Here is a 1504-nt window from a genome sequence, read left to right as displayed (position 1 = left end):
GTCGCCGCGGCGGCGGCGAGGCGCGAGGCCTCGGGCTCGCCCCCCGTCGCGGCAGGCCAGAGCACCAGCGGCGCGACCAGCGCGGGCAGGATCGCCACGGCGGTGTAGCGCAGGTGCCGCAGGAGCCATTCCGGCAGCTGCCGGTCGCCCACCAGCCCGAGGAAGGAGAAGCGGATCAGGAAGGTCCCCACCCCGAGAAGGGCCACGATCCCCCAGATCTGCGCGTCGGTGTAGCTCATGGCGCGGCCCTCTCGGTCCGGCGGGTCATCCGCCGCTCGATCTCCGCGCCGACGATCATCCCCGCGAGGCCCGCGACGAGGAGGCCGAGGTTCCACGGCAGGCCGGCCAGCAGCAGCGCCACCGTCACCGACGTGACCGCTGCCCCGACATGCGCCGCCGTTCTCAGCGCCGGGGCGACGAGCGCGAGAAAGGTGATCGGCACCGCGAAGTCGAGGCCCCAGTCCGGCGGTATGGCCGAGCCCACGAGCACGCCGATCAGCGTCGCGGCATACCAGAGCGGCACGATGGGCATCGAGACGCCGACGAAGAAGGCGACCTTCGCGGGCAGCGACAGCGGCGGCGCCGCCTCGTAGCGCTGGACGGCCAGAGCGTAGGTCTGGTCGACGTTCATGTAGGCGATGAGCGCCCGCTGCCAGAGCGGCGCCGCCCCGAGGTGCGGCGCGAGCGAGGCGGAATACATCGCCATCCGCAGGTTCACCGCCAGCGCCGAGGCCACGACGATCAGGACCGGCGCGTTCTCCGTCATCAGTTGCAGTGCCGCGAACTGCGAGGCGCCCGCGATGACGAGGAAGGAAAAGCCCATGACCTGCGCGAGGTTCAGCCCCGCCTCCGTGCCGACCACGCCGAAGAGCATCCCGAAGGGCAGCACGACGATGGTGAAGGGCAGCGAATCCTTCAACCCTCGCCAGAAGGCTTCGGAGGGGCGGGTTTCGGCTTGCATGGCGGGACCTCTCGCGGCCCATTCCACCAGGCCGGGGCCTCGGTTAGACCGGGACGCGGGCGGATGCAATGAAGGGGCGCGAGCGGGTGACGGGCCAGGGCGACATCCCGGCGGTGATCCTCGCCGGCGGCGAGGGCACGCGGATCGGCGGACGCAAGGCGCATGTGCGTCTCGGCGGCAGGCCCCTCGTCTCCCATGTCATCGACCGCCTCGCGCCGCAGGCCGGGCCGCTGGCGCTCAATGCCGGGCCGGACGCGGACCTCGGGGGTTTCGGCCTGCCCGCGCTGCCGGACGCGGTGCCTGGCCTCGGGCCGCTCGGCGGCATCCTCGCCGCGATGCGCTGGGCGGAGGGGCTCGGTGCCGGTCGGGTGCTGACAGTGGCGGTGGACACGCCCTTCCTGCCCCGCGACCTCGTGCGGCGCCTCGCCGGTGCCGGTGCGCGCGCGGCCTATGCCGTCACGCCGGGTGGCCCGCACGCCACGACGGGGGTCTGGTCCGTCGAGTTCGCGCCGGGCCTCGCCGGGGCGCTCGACGGGGGCGCGC

The 1504-nt window shown here is 73.7% G+C and carries 3 protein-coding genes; 1 reads left to right on the top strand and 2 read right to left on the bottom strand.

Annotation, left to right across the window (positions count from 1 at the left end):
* Both ACTS11_RS15195 and ACTS11_RS15190 read right to left on the bottom strand, forming a co-directional pair.
* A partial coding sequence (locus ACTS11_RS15195) for an AzlD domain-containing protein (protein WP_442641144.1) occupies positions 1-239 on the bottom strand: 239 nt, incomplete at its 3' end.
* Positions 236-961: an AzlC family ABC transporter permease gene (locus ACTS11_RS15190; protein WP_442641143.1), complete on the bottom strand. Its 726-nt coding sequence runs from the start codon at positions 959-961 to the stop codon at positions 236-238. The genes ACTS11_RS15190 and ACTS11_RS15195, both read right to left, overlap by 4 nt.
* A 68-nt stretch (positions 962-1029) precedes the next feature.
* On the opposite strand from ACTS11_RS15190, the gene mobA reads away from it, so the two are divergent.
* The coding region (gene mobA, locus ACTS11_RS15185; protein ID WP_442641142.1) for a molybdenum cofactor guanylyltransferase at positions 1030-1504 on the top strand (475 nt) is incomplete at its 3' end.

It is taken from the genome of Roseicyclus sp., from assembly GCF_052168335.1.
GTDB lineage: Bacteria > Pseudomonadota > Alphaproteobacteria > Rhodobacterales > Rhodobacteraceae > Roseibacterium.
The sequence above is the reverse complement of the archived record's forward strand: the minus strand, read 5'-3'. Positions and strand labels throughout refer to the sequence as shown.